This is a genomic window from Methylobacterium nodulans ORS 2060, assembly GCF_000022085.1.
Lineage (GTDB): Bacteria > Pseudomonadota > Alphaproteobacteria > Rhizobiales > Beijerinckiaceae > Methylobacterium > Methylobacterium nodulans.
Genome location: NC_011894.1, coordinates 7,521,399 through 7,538,118, shown reverse-complemented (window position 1 = coordinate 7,538,118; position 16,720 = coordinate 7,521,399). Strand labels below are relative to the sequence as shown.

Below are 16,720 nucleotides of genomic sequence, written 5' to 3'. Positions count from 1 at the left end.
AGCCTCCCCAGGCTATTTCGGTTCCTGATGGCCGCCGAAGCCCTTGCGCATGGCCGAGAGGAGCTTGTCGGCGAAGGAGGCCGTCTCCCGCGAGCGGTAGCGGGCGAAGAGCGCGGCGGCGAGCACATGGGCCGGCACCGCCTCCTCGATCGCGGCGTTGAGCGTCCAGCGTCCCTCGCCCGAATCGGCCACGTGCCCCGTGAAGGCATCGAGATGCTCGTCGCCGGCGAGCGCCGCCGCGGTCAGGTCGAGGAGCCAGGACGACACCACGCTGCCGCGCCGCCACACCTCCGCGATGTCGCCGAGATCGAGCTCGAAGCGCTGCGCCTCCGGCAGGTCCGGCGAATTGGCGTGGCGCAGGATGTCGAACCCCTCCGCGTAGGCCTGCATCAGGCCGTACTCGATGCCGTTGTGGATCATCTTGACGAAGTGGCCCGCGCCGCTCGGACCCGCATGGATGTAGCCCTGCTCGGCCCGCGGATCGCGGCCCTCGCGGCCCGGCGTGCGCGGCACGTCGCCGAGGCCCGGCGCCAGGGTCGCGAAGATCGGGTCGAGGCGGTCCACCGCCTCCTTGGCTCCGCCGATCATCATGCAATAGCCGCGCTCCAGGCCCCACACGCCGCCTGAGGTTCCGACGTCGACGTAGTGCAGGCCCTTCTCGCGCAAGTGCGCGGCCCGGCGGATATCGTCCTTGTAGAAGGAGTTGCCGCCGTCGATGACGACGTCGCCCGCCTGCATCAGCGCGGCGAGGCCGTTGACCGTGTCCTCGGTCGGCGCGCCGGCCGGCAGCATCACCCAGACGGCGCGGGGGAGGTCGAGCCTGGAGACGAAATCCTCCAGGCTCGCCGCGCCCGTCGCGCCCGCCTCGACCAGGGCGGCCACCGCCGCGGGATTGTGGTCGTAGACCACCGCCCTGTGGCCGGCGCGGAGCAGCCGCCGCACGATGTTGCCGCCCATCCGACCCAGACCGACCATGCCGAGCTGCATCGCGACCCTCCTTGGCGGGGCTTCGCCCCGCATGGGCTCCGCCCCGCACCCCGGCAGGGCCGAGGCGGCCCTGCACCCGCCTTGAGTTAGGTCAGAGCCTTTCGGAGGCGATCGAGCCCAGACCGCAAGTCACCCTTGATGTGGACGCGCAGCGCCCGCCGCCCGCGCTCGGAGAGCACCCCGAAATCGCCCCGCGCCTGCGCGGCGATCACGGTGCCGAAGCTCACGGAGCGGCCCGGGATGGCGAGGTCCGGCGCCGGGTCGGCGGTGATCTGCAGGAACACGCCGCTGTCCGGCCCGCCCTTGTAGGCCTGGCCCGTGGAGTGGAGGAAGCGCGGCCCGAACTCGACGCAGGTCGCCACGCGCCTGGAATCCCGCAGAGCCAGCCGGGCGGCCTGGAGCGGGGCGAAATGGTCGGGCTTGCGCTCGATATAGGCGAGGAGCGCAACGTAGTCGCTTAGCCCCGCACGGCCGATCTGGGCACGCAGCCAGCTCTCCGGGTCCTGTCCAGCGCCCGCCTTGCGCAGGGCCTCCGCATTGGCCGGGTCGGTGTAGAGGGCAAGGCCCGTATCCTCCGCCACCGGCGTCTCGGCCGGGAGCGCACCGTCCCGCTCGGCCGCCGCCGTGAGCTCCCGCGTCTTGATCTTGCTCGCCTCGACGTCGGGCTGGTCGAACGGATTGATGCCGAGCACCGCCCCCGCCACCGCCGTGGCGATCTCGAAGCGGAAGAATTCCTGCGGCAACTCCTCGCGGGAGGCGAGGGCGATCCGCGCCACCGGGTGCCCTGCCGCCTCCAGGGCCTTCAGCGCCGCGTCCTGGGCCGCATCCGCCCCGTCGTCGAGGCGCAGATGGACGAAGAAGCGGTCGGACCCATAGACCTCGGGAGCGCCGAGCGGCTCGTTGTCGATGGGGATGAGGCCCTTACCCTCCTTGCCGGTCGATTCGGCGATCAGCTGCTCGACCCAGGCCCCGAAGCTGGCGACGCCCGGCGAGGCGACGAGCGTGACCTTGTCGCGGCCCTGCAGGGTCGCCGCGAGCCCGAGCGCGAGGCCGAGCTGCACGCCCGGATTGAACGCGGGCGGCACCTCGGGTCCGCAGGCGCGCACCATGCGCCGGGCGCTCTCCAGGAAGGCCGCCACGTCGATGCCGCTCGCCGCCGCCGGCACCAGCCCGAAGGCCGAGAGCACCGAGTAGCGCCCGCCGATCTCCGGCACGCCGTGGAAGATCCGTCGGAAGCCGTCGGCCTGCGCGGCCTTCTCCATCGCCGAGCCCGGATCGGTCACGGCGACGAAATGGCGGCCCGCCGTCTCGCCCACCACCGCGCGCATGCGGGCCAGGAAATAATCGCGAAAAACGTTGGGTTCGAGCGTCGAGCCGGATTTCGAGGCGACGATGAACAGCGTGCGGGAAAGGTCCACCGCCTGCTCGACCGCCTTCACCTCCGCCGGATCCGTCGAGTCGAGGATGCGCAGGCGCGGGAAGCCGGCGCGCGCGCCATAGGTCTCGGCCAGCACCTCCGGCCCGAGACTGGAGCCGCCCATGCCGAGCACCACGGCGTCGGAGAATCCCTCGGTGCGGATCTCCTCCGCGAAGGCGGCGTAGTCGGCGGCCTTTGCGAGCTCCTGTTCGACGATGTCGAGCCAGCCGAGCCAGCGCGCCTCGTCGGCGCCGGTCCACACGGAGGCGTCGCGCTGCCACAGCCGGCGCACCAGCCCCTCGGCCCGCCATTGCTCGGCGGCCTTCTCGACCGGCTCCTTCAGGCTGCCCAGCGCCAGGTCCTGGCGGTCGAGCCGCTCGCCCAGGAAGCGGGCGCGCTTGCCCGCCACCGCCCCCAGCAGCTTGTCGGCGGCATCGGCGAAGAGCTGCACGCCCTCGCGCACGAGGTCCTTCGTCACCGCATCGAGGTCGATGCCGGCCCGCGCGAGGCTCGCCAGGATCCGCTCGGCCCCGCCGACATCCTCCTCCAGGGTCGCCCGCACCCGCCCATGGTCGCGGAACGCGTCCATCGTGGCGGGCGGCATGGTGTTGACCGTGTCCGGCCCGATCAGCTCCTCGACGTAGAGAACGTCCGAATAGGCCTTGTTCTTGGTGCCGGTGGAGGCCCAGAGCAGGCGCTGCCGATGCGCGCCCTTCGCCGCCAGCGCCTCCCAGCGCGCTCCCGCGAACAGGCGCTTGTAGCGCTGATAGGCGAGCTTGGCGTTGGCGATGGCGACCCTGCCCTTCAGGGCCTCCAGCGCGGCCTTCTCCTCTGCGCCCGCCTTCGCGATCCGCTCGTCGAGCTTCGCGTCGACGTTCGAGTCGATGCGGCTGACGAAGAAGCTCGCGACGCTCGCGATCCGCCCGACCGGGCCGCCCTTCGCGGCGAGTTCCTCCAGGCCCGCGATATAGGCGTTCGCCACCTCCTCGTAGACGTCCTGGGAGAACAGCAGGGTGATGTTGACGTTGATGCCTTCGGCCGTGAGCGTCCGGATCGCCGGCAGGCCCTCGGGCGTCGCCGGGACCTTGACCATCAGGTTGTCGCGCGCCACCGCGGCCCAGAGGCGGCGCGCCTCCGCGATGGTCTCCTGCGTGTGCATGGCGAGGTAGGGCGAGACTTCGAGGCTCACGAAGCCGTCCCGTCCGCCGCTCGCGTCGTAGACCGACCGCAGGACATCGGCGGCGGCCTGGATATCCGCGATGGCGAGCCCCTCGTAGAGATCGACCACCCGCCCGTCGCCGGCCTTGCGCAGGGCGTCGTCGTACTCGTCCGACTGGCCGATCGCCTTCTCGAAGATCGCCGGGTTCGAGGTGACGCCGCGCAGGCCATCCTCCGTGACGAGGCGTCCGAGGTCACCCCTGGCGACAAAGCCGCGCGCCAGGAAATCGAGCCACACCGCCTGACCCTGTTCCGCGTGCAGTGCCTTGAGCGGATTCATGCCGACCTCCCTGAGCCTGTCCCGCCGGAATGTGGCCAAGCGCGCGCCGCTGTCCAGGGGAGAGCCGCGTGCCGCGGTGGATCATTTGGACGCTCGGTCCGGCAACGCACGATTTACCATTCGGTCCGATGCTCCCGGCACCCCCGAAACCTTGAGGCGCAAAGGCGTAGGGCCCCGTCGCCGGCAGCGAGGATTCCCTAAAGCCATGATGTCCCGCGCGGAACGCTCACATCTCGGCGACTGGTGGTGGACCGTCGACAGGGCCCTGCTCGCCGGCCTCGGCCTGCTGATGACCATCGGGCTCGTCTTCCTGATGGCCGGCGGGCCGCCGGTGGCGGAGCGGCTCGGCCTGCCCACCTTCCACTTCCTCAACCGGCAGGTGATGTACCTGATCCCGACGATCGCGCTGATCGTCGCGGTGTCCTTCCTGTCGCTGCGCCACGTGCGGCGCCTCGCCCTCGTGACCTACGGGGTCGGCATCGTGCTGTGCGTGCTCGCCACCAAGTACGGACCGGAGATCAAGGGCGCGCATCGCTGGATCCAGTTCGGCTCCATCGGCGTGCAGCCCTCCGAGTTCGTGAAGCCGGCCTTCGTGGTGCTGGCGGCCTGGGCCTTCGCGGAGGGCGCGCGGCGCAAGGACATGCCGGGCGGCGCCCTGGCGGTGCTGCTCCTGCCGATGACGATCGTCCCGCTGATCCTGCAACCGGATTTCGGACAGACCATGCTGCTCACCATGGTGTGGTGCTGCATGGTGTTCGTGGCGGGCCTGCACTGGATCTGGGTGGCGGGCCTCGGCGGCGCCGGCCTGCTCGGCGTGGCGGCCGCCTACGAGTTCCTGCCCCACGTGCGCGATCGCATCAACCGCTTCCTCGACAAGGACCCGAGCGAGAACTTCCAGGGCTTCTGGTCGAAGGAATCCTTCAATATCGGCGGCTGGTTCGGCACCGGGCCGGGGGAGGGCATCGCCAAGCGCCACCTGCCGGACGCCCATACGGACTTCATCTTCTCGGTGGCCGGCGAGGAATTCGGGACGCTCGCCTGCATCGGCCTCGTCGTGCTGTTCGCCTTCATCGCGATGCGCGGGCTGATGCTGGCGCGGCGCAGCGAGGACATCTTCTGCCGCCTGGCGATCACCGGCCTGACCACCTTGTTCGGCCTCCAGGCCTGCATCAACATGCTGGTGAACGTGCGGCTGATGCCGGCCAAGGGCATGACGCTTCCCTTCGTGTCCTACGGCGGCTCATCCCTGATCTCGCTCGCGCTCGGCATGGGGTTCCTCGTCGCGCTGACCCGCCGCCGCCCGCGGACCGCGCTGCTCAACCGGGACGAGGGCCTCGCGCGATGAGCCGCAGGATCCCGGACAGGATCCCGGATCGGCGCCTCCCGCGTCCTGGCTTTCGCGTCGCCCCTCATGCTGAGGACGGCTCTTCCTCAAAGGGCGGTCTGTGCCGAGGGCGCTGCCGGGCGGCCCGCCGGGGGTGATCTTGCCGCTCGTCCTGCCTTAAAGAGCGGTCCGCATCCGGAGATTGAAGGCCCGCCATGACGGTCGCCCAACCCCTCGTCCTCCTCGCCGCCGGCGGCACCGGCGGGCACCTCTTCCCGGCGGAGGCCCTGGCGCTGCGCCTGCGCGAGCGCGGCATCCGGGTGGTGCTCGCCACCGACAGTCGCGTCGAGACGCTGTCGGGCGAGTTCCCGGCCTCCGAGATCGTGTCGATCCCCTCCGCGACGCCGTCCGGTCGCTCGCCCCTCGCCCGCGGCGCGGCCCTGGTGACGCTCGGGCGGGGCTTCGCCGCGGCGCTGCGCGTGGTGCGCCGCCTCAACCCGGCCGTGGCGGTCGGCTTCGGCGGCTACCCGACAGTTCCGCCGCTGCTCGCCGCCCAGATGCTCCGGGTGCCGACGCTGCTGCACGAGCAGAATGCCGTGATGGGGCGGGCGAACGCCTTCCTGGCCCGCGGCGCGACGGTGATCGCGACCGGTGTCGCGCAGCAGGTGCGCGGCGTGCCGGAGCGCGCCCGCGCGCGGCGCGTCCATACCGGCAACCCGGTGCGCCCGGCGGTGCTGGCCGCGGCCGCAACACCCTATCCGCCCCTGGCAGTGGAGGGCCCGCTCCAGCTCCTCGCCTTCGGCGGCAGCCAGGGCGCGCGGGTGATGAGCGAGGTGGTGCCCGAGGCGGTGGCGCGCCTGCCCGCCGCCCTGCGCGCCCGCCTCACCGTGGTCCAGCAGGCGCGGGCGGAGGATCTCGCCAGGGCCGAGGCACTCTACGGGCAGGCGGGGCTCGCCGCCTTCTCGGTCGCGCCCTTCTTCAAGGACCTACCCGCCCGGATGGCCGCCGCGCATCTCGTGGTGGCGCGCTCGGGCGCCTCGACGGTGGCGGAGCTCGCGGTGATCGGACGGCCCGCCATCCTGGTGCCGCTGCCCGGCTCCCTCGACCAGGACCAGGCCGCCAACGCCGCGGTGCTGGGCGCGGCCGGCGCCGCCTTTCCGAGACCACAAACGGACTTCACTCCTGAGCGGCTCGCGGCCGACCTCACCGGCCTCTTCGGGGCGCCCGAGCGGCTGATCGCCGCCGCCGCCGCCGCGAAGGGTGCCGGGATCCCGGACGCCGCCGAGCGCCTCGCCGCCCTGGTGGTCGAGACCGCGATCCAGGCCTCGACCCGCTGACACCGACCGCAAGGACACCCTTTTCCATGAAGCTGCCGAACAAGCTCGGACCCATCCACTTCATCGGCATCGGGGGCATCGGCATGTCCGGCATCGCCGAGGTGATGCACAACCTCGGCTACACGGTGCAGGGCTCGGACGCGGCCGACAACTACAATGTCCGCCGCTTGGCGGAGAAGGGCATCCGCACCTTCGTCGGGCACAGGGGCGAGAACCTGGCGGATGCGGAGCTCGTCGTCGTCTCGACGGCGATCCGGCGCGACAATCCGGAACTGGCGCTCGCCCGGGAGCGCCGCCTGCCGGTGGTGCGCCGGGCCGAGATGCTGGCCGAGCTGATGCGCTTCAAATCCTGCGTCGCGGTGGCGGGCACGCACGGCAAGACCACCACGACCTCGCTCGTGGCGACGCTCCTCGATGCGGGCGGCCTCGACCCGACCGTCATCAACGGCGGCATCATCAACGCCTACGGCACCAATGCCCGCATGGGCGAGGGCGACTGGATGGTGGTGGAGGCCGACGAATCCGACGGCACCTTCCTGAAGCTGCCGGCCGACATCGCCATCGTCACCAACATCGACCCGGAGCACCTCGACCATTTCGGCTCCTTCGACGCGATCAAGGACGCGTTCCGGGCCTTCATCGACAACATCCCATTCTACGGCTTCGCGGTGATGTGCATCGACCACCCGACGGTGCAGGACCTCGTCGGGCGCATCGAGGACCGCCGCATCGTCACCTACGGCGAGAACCCGCAGGCGGATGTCCGCCTCATCGACGTCGACCTGAAGGGCGGGCAGAGCCGCTTCCGGGTGATGATCCGCGACCGCCGCCCCGGCTTCCGGCTGGAGATGGAGGATCTGGTCCTGCCGATGCCGGGCAAGCACAACGCGCTCAACGCCACGGCGGCGCTCGCGGTGGCGCACGAGCTCGGCGTCTCGCCGGAGGCGATCCGCAGGGCGCTCGCGGGCTTCGGAGGCGTCAAGCGGCGCTTCACCCGCACGGGCGAGTGGAACGGCGCCCAGATCTTCGACGATTACGGGCACCATCCGGTGGAGATCAAGGCGGTGCTCAAGGCGGCCCGCGCCTCGACGGAGGGCCGCGTCGTGGCGGTGGTGCAGCCGCATCGCTACACGCGGCTCGCCTCGCTGTTCGACGATTTCTGCACCTGCTTCAACGACGCCGACACGGTGATCGTCGCGCCCGTCTACGCGGCGGGCGAGGCGCCGATCGAGGGTTTCGACCGCGACGCGCTGGTGGCGGGCCTCAAGTCCCGCGGCCACCGCAACGCCGTGGCGCTGGAGCGCAGCGAGGATCTCGCCGCCATGATCAGCGGCCTCGCGGGCCCGGGCGACTACGTCGTGTGCCTGGGCGCCGGCAACATCACGCAATGGGCCTACGCACTGCCGGGCGAGCTCGCCGCGCTCGGCGAGAAGGCGGCGTGAGCCCGCCTCGCGCCTGATGCGCGGGCCCGCACCCAGTCGGACGCGGCGGGCGCGCAGCCTGCGGCAGTCCCAAACAGAGGCGGAGGCCCGGCTTTGGTCGCGCCTGTGCGGGTCGCGCCAGCGCGACCGCCGGCTTGGCGGGTTCAAGTTCGTGCGGCAGTGTCCAGTCGGGCCTTACGTGGCTGATTTCGCCTGTCGGGAGGAGAGGCTGATCATCGGGGCCGATGGAAGCCGGCACGCCGACAGCGCTCATGACCAAACGCGCGACGCGCGGCTTTCCGCTCTGGGCTACCGCGTTCTTCGATTCTGGAACGGCGAGATCTTCGCCAACCTCCCTGGCGTTCTCGATACGATCCTCGCAGCCCTCTCCTCTCCCCGCTTGCGGGGAGAGGGTCTCGCCCCCCTCGTCGGGGGCGAGACGAGCCCGAACGGACCGCAGGTCCGCCGCGAGGGTGAGGGGGCGTCGCAGGATAAAACTCGACCCGGGCCGCTGCCGCCCTGCACCACTGCCGGGCCAGATCCGGTCCCGCCCCCTCACCCTCGCGCCGAACCTGCGGTTCGGGCTCGCTTCACCCCCGACGAGGGGGGTGAAGCCCTCTCCCCGCAAGCGGGGAGAGGCGGAGATGCGCACAGATGACCAGCCAGACGACATCCCAAGACATCCTCTCCCAAGACATCCTCTCGCTTCTCGCCCCAGCCGACCTGCGCGGCCGCCTGCTCGCGGATCACCCGCTCGCCGACCTGACCTGGTTCCGGGTGGGCGGCCCCGCGCAGGTGCTGTTCACGCCCGCCGACGAGGAGGACCTCGCCGCCGCCCTCGCGGCGCTGCCCGCCGATGTGCCCGTCACGGTGATCGGCCTCGGCTCGAACCTGATCGTGCGCGACGGCGGCGTGCCGGGGCTGGTGGTGCGGCTCGGCGGCAGGGCCTTCGGCAGCGTCGCGGTCGACGGCGACACGATCCGGGCCGGCGCCGCGGTGCCGGACGTGAAGGTGGCGCGGGCCGCCGCCGAGGCCGGGCTCGACGGGCTCGCCTTCTACCGCGGCATCCCGGGCTCGGTCGGGGGGGCGCTGCGCATGAATGCGGGCGCCCATGGCGGCGAGACCACCGACGTGCTGGTCGAGGCGCGGGGCGTCACCCGCGCCGGCGAGATCCGGGTCTTCTCCCACGCCGAGATGGGCTTCTCGTACCGCCATTGCGGCGTGCCGGCGGACGTGATCTTCACGGGGGCGCTCTATCGCGGCCGGCCCGGCGACAAGGCCGCGATCCTCGCGGAGATGGACCGGGTGACCGCTGCCCGGGAGGCGGCCCAGCCGATCCGTGAGCGCACCGGCGGCTCGACCTTCAAGAACCCGGAGGGCGGCAAGGCGTGGCAGCTCATCGACGCGGCGGGCTGCCGGGGCCTGCGCCGGGGCGGCGCGCAGGTCTCCGAGATGCACTGCAACTTCCTCATCAATACGGGCAGCGCCACCGCGGCCGACATCGAGGGCCTCGGGGAGGAGGTGCGGGCGCGGGTGTGGGCGGCATCAGGCGTCGACCTGCACTGGGAGATCAAGCGGATCGGCGTGGCGGCGTGACGCCTGTCGGCGCCGCCCGTGCCGATACCGTGAAGACGGGCGGGTTCGCGGCCGCGGCCGCCATCCGCGCCTGTGACGACTGAACCGCATCTGCCCCGAGGAGGGCTCCATGTCCAAGCACGTCGCCGTCCTGATGGGCGGCTGGTCCTCCGAGCGGGAGGTGTCGCTGAATTCCGGCCGAGCCTGTGCCCGGGCGCTGGAGGCGCAGGGCTTCCGCATCACCCCGATCGACGTGCAGCGGAATCTCGCCGCCGTGCTCGCCGAGGTGCAGCCCGACATCGCCTTCAACGCCCTGCACGGGCCCTGCGGCGAGGACGGCACCGTGCAGGGCCTGCTCGAGCTGATGGCGATCCCCTACACCCATTCGGGCGTGCTCGCCTCGGCGCTCGCCATGCACAAGGACCGGGCCAAGGTGGTGATGCGGTCCGCCGGCGTGCCGGTCCCGGAGGGCCGAATCGTTAACCGATTCGAGGCCGCAAGCCGCCACGTCCTGCCGCCGCCCTACGTCCTCAAACCCGTCGCCGAGGGCTCCTCCGTGGGGGTCGTGATCGTGCGCGAGGGGCGCTCCCACCCGCCCCAGGAACTCGCCCGGGAGGACTGGTCCTACGGCGACGAAGTCCTTGCAGAGACTTACATTCCGGGCCGCGAGCTGACCTGCGCGGTGATGGGCGATACGGCGCTCGGCGTGATCGACATCCGCCCCGCCACGGGGGAGTGGTACGACTACGACGCCAAGTACGCCAAGGGGGGGTCGGTGCACGTGCTGCCGGCCGAAATTAAACCGAAAATTTACCAGCGGGTTCGAGAGTTGGCGTTAACGGCGCATCAAGCACTTGGCTGCCGGGGCGTGAGCCGTGCCGATCTCCGCTACGACGACACACCGGGTGGCACCGGTGCGCTCGTGGTGCTGGAGGTCAACACGCAACCCGGCATGACCGAGACCAGCCTTGTGCCGGAGCTCGCAGCCCATGCCGGGTATAGTTTCGGTGAACTCGTCCGATGGATGGTGGAGGACGCTTCCCTGAACCGCTGATCGCCGCCGGTCCCGCCGGCGGGCCGGCCGGCGGCGCGCCCGCTCCGGGGGCATCCCTGCCCGGAGGATGGGCGGGCACGGGGATCCTGACGCGATATCTGCCCCGGTTCCTGCGGCCCCGCCGCGCCTCCGTGGCGATCCCGATCGAGAAGCGCATGCCGCGCCTTCTCGGGACGAGCCTGCTGTTCGGCTTCTTCGGCCTCGTCGGCGCGACCGGCTTCGTGGCGAGCGGCGCCTATGCGGAGGTGGTGGCGCGCCACGGCGCGCTCGCCGACATCGCGGCGCGCGCGGCCGGGTTCGGCCTCGACAAGGTGACGATCGCCGGGCTGATCCAGCTTCAGCCCGCCGAGATCCTGCACGCCGCCCGCATCGACCAGCGCAACTCGCTGCCCTTCCTCGACGTGGTCGGGGTGCGCGACCGCCTCGCCGAGGTACCGCTGATCGGCGCGGTCTCGGTGCGCAAGATCTATCCGCACGAACTCGTCGTCACGCTCACCGAGCGCGAGCCGAGCGCGCTGTGGCAGCGCAATGGCGAGATCGCGGTGATCTCCGCGGACGGCACCGTCATCGACCGGATGCGCGACGGCCGCTTCGCCGCCCTGCCGCTCGTGGTCGGGGACGAGGCGAATCTGCGCACCAAGGAATATCTCGATCTCCTCGATGCCGCAGGGCCCCTCAAGGAGCGCATCCGCGCCGGGACCCTGGTGTCGGGGCGGCGCTGGACGCTCAAGCTCGACGGCATCGACATCCGGCTGCCCGAGACCGGCGCACGCGAGGCCATGGCGCGCCTCGTGAAGCTCGATGCCGCCTCGCATCTCCTCGACAAGGACATCATCGCGGTGGACCTGAGGATGCCCGACCGACTGGTGGTGCGCCTGACCGAGGAGGGCGCCGCCGTCCGCCAGGAAGCGCAGAAGAAGAAACAGAAGGGCAAGGGGACCGAGACATGACGCGCTCGCTTGCCCTGCCTCTCATACGGAATCCGATCGATTGCTCCGCAAGGCGGATTTCGGCTCCGCTCACGCCGGCGCGGAGCTCTGCTCCGCGCCGCGCGGGCTCGGTGATCCGGTTTCCGAACCGATCGTCCGGAAACCGTATCACCCCCTCCGTCTCCTCGGGCGTCGCGTCATGAGTCTCCTCCAGCACGGCCTCACGCCCCGCCTGAAGCCGCTCTCCGCGCGGCGCAGCGCGACGCTGTCGGTGCTCGACGTCGGCACGAGCAAGGTCGTCTGCCTCGTCGCCGAGCTGCAGCCGGTCGAGACCCTCGCCACCTTACGCGGCCGCACGCATCTCGCGCGGATCATCGGCATCGGCCACCAGCGCTCCCTCGGCCTCAAGGGCGGGGCGGTGGTCGACCTCGAAGCGGCCGAAGGGGCGATCCGCCACGCGGTCCACGCCGCCGAGCGCATGGCCAAGTGCGAGGTCCAGTCGGTCATCGTGAACCTGTCGGGCGGCCGGCTCGGCTCGCAGCATTTCGAGGCCCGGGTCCCGGTCCGCACCGGCCCGGTGACGGGCTCGGACGTGCAGCGGGTGCTCGAAGCGGCGAGCACGCACAGCGTCAGCCCCGGCCGGGCCGTGTTGCACGCGCTGCCCATCGGCTATTCCCTCGACCAGCAGAGCGCGGTGGTCGATCCCTCGGGCATGATCGGCGAGACGCTCGGCGTCGACCTGCACGTGGTCACCTCCGAGATCGCGACGGCCCGCAACCTGATGCTGGCGGTCGAGAACTGCCATCTGCGCGTCGAGGCGGTGATCGCCACGCCCTACGCCTCCGGCCTGTCCGCCCTGGTAGACGACGAGGCCGAGATGGGCGTCGCGGTGGTCGACATGGGCGGGGGCACGACGAGCGTCGGCGTGTTCATGGGCGGCCACCTCGTCCACGTGGACGCGGTGGCGGTCGGCGGGCACCACGTCACCATGGACATCGCCCGGGGCCTCTCGACCCGCGTGGCCGCGGCCGAGCGCCTCAAGACCCTGTACGGCGCCGCCATGGCCACGGCCTCGGACGAGCGCGACATGATCGCGGTGCACGGCGTCGACGAGGACGAGCGGGACATCCCCCATCACATCCCGAAGTCGCAGCTCGTGCGCATCATCCGCCCCCGGGTCGAGGAGGTGCTGGAACTGGTGCGCGACCGCCTGCGCAATGCGGGCTTCGCCGCCCAGGCCGGCCGGCGCGTGGTGCTGACCGGCGGCGCGAGCCAGCTCGTCGGCCTGCCCGAAGTGGCGCGCCGGATCCTGCAGGGGCAGGTCCGCATCGGCCGGCCGCTCGGGATCAAGGGTCTGCCGGAGGCCGCCAAGGGACCGGCCTTCTCGGCGGCGGTCGGCCTCCTCGTCTACCCGCAGGTCTCCCATGTCGAGCATTTCGAGCCGAAGGGGCAGGCCAGCGGGATGGGGCTGGCGAGCGACAGCTATCTCCACCGGGTCGGACGCTGGATCCGGGAGAGCTTCTAACCAATCGAGCGCCCCGCCCGGCCGATGAGGCCTTAAGGGGCGAGCGGGACGTCACACCGGCGCCGGTCGGCGCTCACGACACCACAAGGGGCACGCGCATCATGGCCATCAGTCTCCAAGCGCCGGACATCCGGGAACTCAAGCCGCGCATCACGGTCTTCGGCGTCGGCGGGGCGGGCGGCAACGCCGTCAACAACATGATCGAGTCGGGGCTGCTCGGCTGCGAGTTCGTGGTCGCCAACACGGACGCGCAGGCGCTGACCTCCTCGAAGGCCGAGCGCGTGATCCAGATGGGCATCGGCGTCACGCAGGGGCTCGGCGCCGGCTCCCAGCCGGAGGTGGGCCGCGCCGCCGCCGAGGAGGTGATCGACGAGATCCGCGACCAGCTCTCGGGCGCGCATATGTGCTTCATCACCGCCGGCATGGGCGGCGGCACCGGCACCGGCGCCGCCCCGGTGATCGCCCGGGCGGCCCGCGACATGGGCATCCTCACGGTCGGCGTGGTGACGAAGCCGTTCCAGTTCGAGGGCGTGCGCCGCATGCGCACCGCCGATGCGGGCATCAACGAGCTGCAGGCCGCCGTCGACACCCTGATCGTGATCCCCAACCAGAACCTGTTCCGGGTCGCCAACGAGAAGACGACCTTCGCGGATGCCTTCGCGATGGCCGATCAGGTGCTCTATTCGGGCGTCGCCTGCATCACCGACCTGATGGTGAAGGAGGGCCTGATCAACCTCGACTTCGCCGACGTGCGCGCGATCATGCGCGGCATGGGCAAGGCCATGATGGGCACCGGCGAGGCCTCCGGCGAGAAGCGCGCCAACCGCGCCGCCGAGGCCGCGATCGCCAACCCGCTCCTCGACGACGTCTCGATGAAGGGCGCTCGCGGCCTGCTGATCTCGATCACCGGCGGCAACGATCTCACCCTCTATGAACTCGACGAGGCGGCGACGCGGATCCGCGAGGAGGTCGATCCGGACGCCAACATCATCCTGGGCGCCACCTTCGACGAAAGCCTCGACGGCATCATCCGGGTCTCCGTGGTGGCGACCGGCATCGAGCCCGCCCTGATCACCGCCAACGCGGTGAACGGGCCGGACCTCGCCCAGACCGAGCAGCGCATCGCCGAGGTGGCCGACCGCCTTCGGGCCGAGGCGCGGGCCCGCGCCAACCAGCAGCCGGCGGCGACCGCCTATCGCCCGGCCGAGCCGCAGGCGACCGCGCGCCCGGCCCATGCGCCGGAGCCGGCCTCCGCCCCCGCGATGGCGGCCCCCGTCGTCGAGGCGCCCCGGGCCGAGCTGCCCCAGGCCGCCCCGATGATGCGCGACGAGGTGCAGATCACCCCGGCCCAGCCGCGGCCGATGCCCGCCTACGAGCCGCAGGCTCCGGCGCCCGTGATGGAGCAGCCGATGGTCTCGGCCTCCGCGCCCTTCATCCCGCCCTCCCCGGCGGTGGTGCGGGCCCCGCGGATGCCGCGGGTCCAGGATCTGCCGCTGCCGGCCCAGAACCAGATCCGCGCGAGCCGTGGCGAGGAGCCGCTCCCCCAGCAGGTCGCGCCCGACGTCAAGCGCACCTCGCTGCTGCGCCGCCTCGCCACCGTGGGCTTCGGCGGCCGGCGCGAGGAGGAGGCGCAGCCGGCGGCGCAGGCCCCGGCCCCGGCAATGCACCAGCCGATGCCGCAGCAGCCCGTCGCCCGCCCGCCGCAGGCGCCGGTCGCCCCGCCGGTCGCCCGGACCCCGGCCCATGCCTCGCAAGCTCATGCCCCGCAGGCCCATTCCCCGCAGGCCTACGCCGCGCAGCCGCAGGGCTACCGGCCGGCGCAGGGGAACCTCGATCCGCAGGGCCGCGCCATGCCTGCCCCGCGGATGATGGACGACGACCAGCTCGAGATCCCCGCCTTCCTGCGGCGGCAGGCGAACTGATCCGGTTTCCGGACGATCCGTTCGGAAACCGGATCACCAAGCCCGCGCGGAGCAGAGCGCCGCGCCGGCGTAAGCGAAGCCGAAATCCGCCTTGCGATGGCGACAGCAATCGCCGAGCAAGCAATCGGATTTCGGATGAGGCGCGAGCGCCGGCCCGTCCGCGGACGGGCCGGACGCGCCACGACACCGCCGCGAAGATGCCCCGACGGCGCCACCGCGGCCTGCCATTGCGGCCTTTCGGATACACCCCGGGATCCCCGATCCCGGGGATTAAGGCGTTGTTTAAGACTCTGTGCCACAACGGCTTTCGGGGACCGAACGCGATCCTCCGGGCTGTTACAGAGCGTAAGAAACCGTGATTTGGCCGCGCTTTGGAGCGCGACTATAGGTGTCCCAACAGCAAAGCAGGGCGCGGGCCGGCGACCGGCCACAATGCCCAAGGGGCTTCAAACAGCGGATGGGTCTCCCTCGAGCGTGTCTCCCGAACGGGACGCGACGGTGGATCGCGTCCGGGGGCTGAAGAATGAGATCGAGTCAGCAGACGACCCTCCGCTCGACCGTGAGCCTGACAGGCATCGGCGTCCATTCCGGTAACCCCGTCAGCATCACCCTCCACCCCCGCGAAGCGCACGAAGGCGTCGAGTTTCTCCGAACCGGCATGCCGAACGGCCTCGACCGGTTGATCAAGGCCCATCACAGCCAAGTCTCCGCCACCGAGCTGTGCACCGTGATCGGCGACCGCCACACCGGCGCGGTCGCCACCATCGAGCACCTGATGTCCGCGCTCAGCGGCCTCGGCCTCGACAACGTGCTGGTCGAGATCGACGGCCCTGAGATGCCGATCCTCGACGGGTCGAGCGCCCCCTTCGTCGCCGCCATCGACTCCGCCGGCATCGTCTCCTGTGGCGCCCCCCGGCGCTTCATCAAGATCCTCAGGCCCATCCGGGCCGAGAAGGGCCGGGCCTTCTCCGAGCTGCGTCCCTACGAGCGCGGCTTCCGCCTCGACGTCGAGATCGACTTCGAGAGCCCGGTGATCGGCCGCAGCCGCAAGGCCCTCGACCTCACCCCCGCCTCCTACCGCCGCGAGATCGCCCGCGCCCGCACCTTCGGGATGATGCGGGACGTGGAGCGCTACTGGAAGGCGGGCTTCGCCCTCGGCGCCTCCCTGGAGAACACCGTCGCGGTCGGGGATGGCGGCGTCGTCAACCCGGAAGGGCTCCGCTATCCGGACGAGTTCGTCCGCCACAAGCTCCTCGACGCAGTCGGCGATCTCGCCCTGGCCGGCCTGCCGATCCTCGGCGCCTACCAATCCTATTGCGGCGGCCACGCCCTCAACGTCGCGGTCCTCGATGCCCTCTTCGCCAACCGGGCGAACTACGCGATCGTCGAAGGGACGGGGACCCGCCGCGAGCCGGTGCTCGCCGAGTTCGGTGTCGGCCTCGGGGTTGCCGCCTACGCCCCAGATCTCTGATCCGTTCGCAGACTAGATCGGCAAGCCCGCGCGGCGCGGAAATCCGCATCGCGACGCAATCCACCGGATTTCGGATGATCGGCCACCGCCGCTTCCCTCCGTTCGCGGACCGGGTTGCGCGAATGCCACAGACCTCCCGCTTTCATGAGAGTATCCGGTGCATCGGCGCATGGCCGGCCTGACCTTATGGTCCGCACGCCGTTTTCGCGCCCAAATCGCCTCGCAGACGTGAGGGCCGTGCCGCGGGCATCGTCCCCCGC

At 71.4% G+C, this 16,720-nt stretch carries 12 protein-coding genes; 10 read left to right on the top strand and 2 right to left on the bottom strand.

Going from position 1 to position 16,720, the window contains the following annotated elements; all coding sequences use genetic code 11:
* Positions 1-12: 12 nt before the first annotated feature.
* Both gnd and MNOD_RS35240 read right to left on the bottom strand, forming a co-directional pair.
* Positions 13-987: a phosphogluconate dehydrogenase (NAD(+)-dependent, decarboxylating) gene (gnd, locus tag MNOD_RS35245; protein WP_015933741.1), complete on the bottom strand. Its 975-nt coding sequence runs from the start codon at positions 985-987 to the stop codon at positions 13-15.
* A gap of 86 nt (positions 988-1,073) precedes the next feature.
* Entirely contained in the window at positions 1,074-3,902 is a 2,829-nt protein-coding gene (locus MNOD_RS35240; RefSeq protein WP_015933740.1) for a bifunctional transaldolase/phosoglucose isomerase, read from the bottom strand.
* Positions 3,903-4,107: 205 nt separating this feature from the next.
* On the opposite strand from MNOD_RS35240, the gene MNOD_RS35235 reads away from it, so the two are divergent.
* The 10 genes from MNOD_RS35235 to lpxC all read left to right on the top strand — a co-directional run bounded on the left by MNOD_RS35235 (position 4,108) and on the right by lpxC (position 16,460).
* Positions 4,108-5,247 carry an FtsW/RodA/SpoVE family cell cycle protein gene (locus tag MNOD_RS35235; RefSeq protein ID WP_015933739.1) on the top strand — a complete coding sequence of 380 codons (1,140 nt, stop codon included), beginning with the start codon at positions 4,108-4,110 and terminating at the stop codon, positions 5,245-5,247.
* A 194-nt stretch (positions 5,248-5,441) separates the two neighbouring features.
* Positions 5,442-6,563 carry a UDP-N-acetylglucosamine--N-acetylmuramyl-(pentapeptide) pyrophosphoryl-undecaprenol N-acetylglucosamine transferase gene (locus MNOD_RS35230; protein WP_015933738.1) on the top strand — a complete coding sequence of 374 codons (1,122 nt, stop codon included), beginning with the start codon at positions 5,442-5,444 and terminating at the stop codon, positions 6,561-6,563.
* Positions 6,564-6,589: 26 nt separating this feature from the next.
* On the top strand, positions 6,590-8,005 hold the full coding sequence (gene murC / locus MNOD_RS35225) for a UDP-N-acetylmuramate--L-alanine ligase (protein ID WP_015933737.1): 1,416 nt from the start codon (positions 6,590-6,592) through the stop codon (positions 8,003-8,005).
* A 16-nt stretch (positions 8,006-8,021) separates the two neighbouring features.
* Entirely contained in the window at positions 8,022-8,642 is a 621-nt protein-coding gene (locus MNOD_RS44545; protein WP_015933736.1) for an endonuclease domain-containing protein, read from the top strand.
* Positions 8,639-9,580 (top strand): UDP-N-acetylmuramate dehydrogenase, encoded by a 942-nt coding sequence (gene murB, locus MNOD_RS35220; protein WP_015933735.1) that lies wholly within the window; start codon positions 8,639-8,641, stop codon positions 9,578-9,580. Before MNOD_RS44545 ends, murB begins: the two co-directional genes overlap by 4 nt.
* 109 nt (positions 9,581-9,689) lie before the next feature.
* Positions 9,690-10,613 (top strand): D-alanine--D-alanine ligase, encoded by a 924-nt coding sequence (locus MNOD_RS35215; RefSeq protein ID WP_015933734.1) that lies wholly within the window; start codon positions 9,690-9,692, stop codon positions 10,611-10,613.
* Positions 10,580-11,563 carry a cell division protein FtsQ/DivIB gene (locus tag MNOD_RS35210; protein ID WP_015933733.1) on the top strand — a complete coding sequence of 328 codons (984 nt, stop codon included), beginning with the start codon at positions 10,580-10,582 and terminating at the stop codon, positions 11,561-11,563. Before MNOD_RS35215 ends, MNOD_RS35210 begins: the two co-directional genes overlap by 34 nt.
* A gap of 178 nt (positions 11,564-11,741) precedes the next feature.
* Complete coding sequence (gene ftsA / locus MNOD_RS35205) at positions 11,742-13,067, top strand: cell division protein FtsA (protein WP_015933732.1); 1,326 nt, start codon at positions 11,742-11,744, stop codon at positions 13,065-13,067.
* 101 nt (positions 13,068-13,168) lie between these two features.
* Complete coding sequence (gene ftsZ / locus MNOD_RS35200) at positions 13,169-14,989, top strand: cell division protein FtsZ (protein ID WP_015933731.1); 1,821 nt, start codon at positions 13,169-13,171, stop codon at positions 14,987-14,989.
* A gap of 523 nt (positions 14,990-15,512) precedes the next feature.
* Positions 15,513-16,460 carry a UDP-3-O-acyl-N-acetylglucosamine deacetylase gene (gene lpxC, locus MNOD_RS35195; protein WP_015933730.1) on the top strand — a complete coding sequence of 316 codons (948 nt, stop codon included), beginning with the start codon at positions 15,513-15,515 and terminating at the stop codon, positions 16,458-16,460.
* Positions 16,461-16,720 lie beyond the last annotated feature (260 nt).

What these genes read in the sequence shown, in the direction of transcription:
- gnd (WP_015933741.1), bottom strand. Translation starts at nt 987, where the DNA reads ATGCAGCTCGGCATGGTCGGTCTGGGTCGGATGGGCGGCAACATCGTG.
- MNOD_RS35240 (WP_015933740.1), bottom strand. Translation starts at nt 3,902, where the DNA reads ATGAATCCGCTCAAGGCACTGCACGCGGAACAGGGTCAGGCGGTGTGG.
- MNOD_RS35235 (WP_015933739.1), top strand. Translation starts at nt 4,108, where the DNA reads ATGATGTCCCGCGCGGAACGCTCACATCTCGGCGACTGGTGGTGGACC.
- MNOD_RS35230 (WP_015933738.1), top strand. Translation starts at nt 5,442, where the DNA reads ATGACGGTCGCCCAACCCCTCGTCCTCCTCGCCGCCGGCGGCACCGGC.
- murC (WP_015933737.1), top strand. Translation starts at nt 6,590, where the DNA reads ATGAAGCTGCCGAACAAGCTCGGACCCATCCACTTCATCGGCATCGGG.
- MNOD_RS44545 (WP_015933736.1), top strand. Translation starts at nt 8,022, where the DNA reads ATGCGCGGGCCCGCACCCAGTCGGACGCGGCGGGCGCGCAGCCTGCGG.
- murB (WP_015933735.1), top strand. Translation starts at nt 8,639, where the DNA reads ATGACCAGCCAGACGACATCCCAAGACATCCTCTCCCAAGACATCCTC.
- MNOD_RS35215 (WP_015933734.1), top strand. Translation starts at nt 9,690, where the DNA reads ATGTCCAAGCACGTCGCCGTCCTGATGGGCGGCTGGTCCTCCGAGCGG.
- MNOD_RS35210 (WP_015933733.1), top strand. Translation starts at nt 10,580, where the DNA reads ATGGATGGTGGAGGACGCTTCCCTGAACCGCTGATCGCCGCCGGTCCC.
- ftsA (WP_015933732.1), top strand. Translation starts at nt 11,742, where the DNA reads ATGAGTCTCCTCCAGCACGGCCTCACGCCCCGCCTGAAGCCGCTCTCC.
- ftsZ (WP_015933731.1), top strand. Translation starts at nt 13,169, where the DNA reads ATGGCCATCAGTCTCCAAGCGCCGGACATCCGGGAACTCAAGCCGCGC.
- lpxC (WP_015933730.1), top strand. Translation starts at nt 15,513, where the DNA reads ATGAGATCGAGTCAGCAGACGACCCTCCGCTCGACCGTGAGCCTGACA.